The sequence below is a fragment of the Massilia phosphatilytica genome (assembly GCF_977014125.1).
This window is the reverse complement of record NZ_CDRNIL010000034.1, coordinates 1-2,205: the sequence shown is the minus strand read 5'-3', so window position 1 is coordinate 2,205 and position 2,205 is coordinate 1. Positions and strand designations below refer to the sequence as shown.

Sequence of the window (2,205 nt, the reverse complement as noted above, 5' to 3'; positions counted from 1 at the left end):
GCTGACCATCATGTCCGCCATCGCGTTCGGCATCCCGGTGCAGTTCGGCAGCGCCCACATCGAGGGCATCAGCCAGCTGCAGGCCGTCGACCTGCGCTACGCCGAGCAACTGGGCTACCGCATCAAGCTCCTGGGCATCACCCGCCGCACGACGGTGGACGGCAAGGAAGGCATCGAACTGCGCGTGCACCCGACCCTCGTGCCGGGCGCGCGCCTGATCGCGAACGTCGAGGGCGCGATGAACGCCGTGCTCGTGCAGGCCGACGCCGTGGGCGCCACGCTGTACTACGGCAAGGGCGCCGGCGCCGAGCCGACCGCATCCGCCGTGATCGCCGACCTGATCGACGTGACCCGCCTGGCGACGGCCGACCCGTACTCGCGCGTGCCGCACCTGGCGTTCCAGCCGACCGAACTGGCCGACGTGCCGATCCTGCCGATGGAAGACATCCGCACCAGCTACTACCTGCGCGTGACCGTGCAGGACCAGCTGGGCGTGATGGCCGACCTGACCCGCATCCTGGCCGAAGCCGGCATCTCGATCGACGCCGTGCTGCAGAAGGAGCCGGGCGAGAAGGCGCGCACGGATATCGTCATCATCACCCACCAGACCCGCGAAAAATACGTCAACGCCGCGATCGACAAGATCGAGCACCTGGCCACGACCGTGGGCAAGGTGGTGCGCATCCGCCTGGAAAGCCTGGGCTGATGGTCATGCCGGGCGCTCGCGTCCGGCCGGATACGTGACGAAGCCGTCCACCGTGCGAACGGTGGGCGGCTTCGTTGTTTTCAATTTTCAATACAGCTGCTCGACCTTCAGTCCCTTTGCTCGCAACAAGGCCGGTACGCTGTCATTGCCGATCAAATGCATGAGTCCCACTGCCGCCATCGTATGGTTTTCACGCGTCAGCAAGCCGTCGAGTTTGTCGGCCATCGGCCCGTTGCGTTCGGTCAGGAAGCGGCGCTGCATGATCTGCGACGACAGCCGCTGGTCCGTCTCATATTTGAGCGCCAGCGCGTCGAGCGTAGCGTGATCGGCCTTGGCCCAGCCGTCGGTCATGGACCGCACGTCCTGCTGCGCTTCGCCCGAATCGAGCGAAGCAAGGGTTTCATCCAGTATCGTCCACTGGTCGGCAACGGGCAGGTGGTCGAGCAGGTCGAGTTGGCTCTCGGCCGTCTCCAGGCCGATGACCTTGATGTTCTCGCTGTGTGCCAGTTTGGCCAGGTACGCGTCGACGGCCAGGTCGGGCCGATAACCGAGCTTGGCGTATTCGACCGTTGCCAGCGTGATGATCAGCATCCACGGCTTGAACTGCGTGGCCAGTGTCGCTGGCGCGCCGAGCGCCTCCAGCCGGCGTGTCAGGCGCGGTCCGAGCGCGGGCGGCATGGCGGCGACGATGGCGGGCGTGGTGGCTGCGGCGCGCCGCATCATCGCGGCCAACTCCGCAGTCTGTACGGTCGGATCGAACTCCAGTGCCAGCGTGGAGGAAGCGGCCAGGGCCTTGGTCACGCTGTCGTCGAGCGGGAAGAATTCGGGCAATCCCATGTGGATGGTGCCGAACAGAACCATCGTATGGCCATGGCCACTAACCTTGAACAGCGCGCCGCGCTCGACCGCCCAGGCCGGGCCGGCCAGCAGACTGAACGCAGCAAGAAGAATGAGAATGATCCGGCGAGCCATCAGCGTTTCCTTGACTAAGAGTTAGCCGGCCGAATTTTATCCATTCATCGCCCCCGCAGCTATTTAATTTTGACATCTTTTTCGCGCGACTCCTTGTCGTGACAGAGCGTGATTTTTTGGCTCGTGCAACGTGCTACGCTTGGGGAGCGGCTGGGTTCGGCCAGAAGCGGACGGCTGCTGGATCGATCGCAGAAAAGGAAGTGTTATGAAATACTTTGTCGGTTTTGGTCTTGGAACGGCACTGGGCACTCTGCTTGTCACGGGCTTTTTCAGCGACGCCCACCAATTCGACTGGGGGCGCCCATTGTTTGTCGGTTCGTTTAGTGGCCTGGCAGCGGCCGGCTTGTCCTTGCTTACCCGGAAAAAGAAAGGTTCTACGCGGTTGCTGGGGGAAGATGGGATTGACGATCTGAGCAGATAGTGGTGGCGGTGGTTTGGAATTGGTAGATTGATAGTCGCCAAACAAGTCAATCAACCAAACCACCGCCATGCTCAATGCTATGTCGTCTGTTCCGTTTTGGGAAGGC

At 62.7% G+C, this 2,205-nt stretch carries 3 protein-coding genes; 1 reads left to right on the top strand and 2 read right to left on the bottom strand.

The window, feature by feature from the left end; genetic code table 11:
- Positions 1 to 706 (top strand): homoserine dehydrogenase (locus ACWNCF_RS01415; protein ID WP_449405750.1); only part of this gene is annotated, 706 nt, incomplete at its 5' end.
- Positions 707 to 793: 87 nt separating this feature from the next.
- Here ACWNCF_RS01415 and ACWNCF_RS01410 read toward each other — a convergent pair.
- A complete protein-coding gene (locus tag ACWNCF_RS01410; protein ID WP_449405749.1) occupies positions 794 to 1,678 on the bottom strand; it encodes a TraB/GumN family protein in 885 nt (294 codons plus the stop codon).
- Positions 1,679 to 1,811: 133 nt separating this feature from the next.
- Positions 1,812 to 2,205: hypothetical protein (locus ACWNCF_RS01405; RefSeq protein ID WP_449405748.1), on the bottom strand; the 394-nt coding region annotated here is incomplete at its 5' end.

What these genes read in the sequence shown, in the direction of transcription:
- ACWNCF_RS01410 (WP_449405749.1), bottom strand. Translation starts at nt 1,678, where the DNA reads ATGGCTCGCCGGATCATTCTCATTCTTCTTGCTGCGTTCAGTCTGCTG.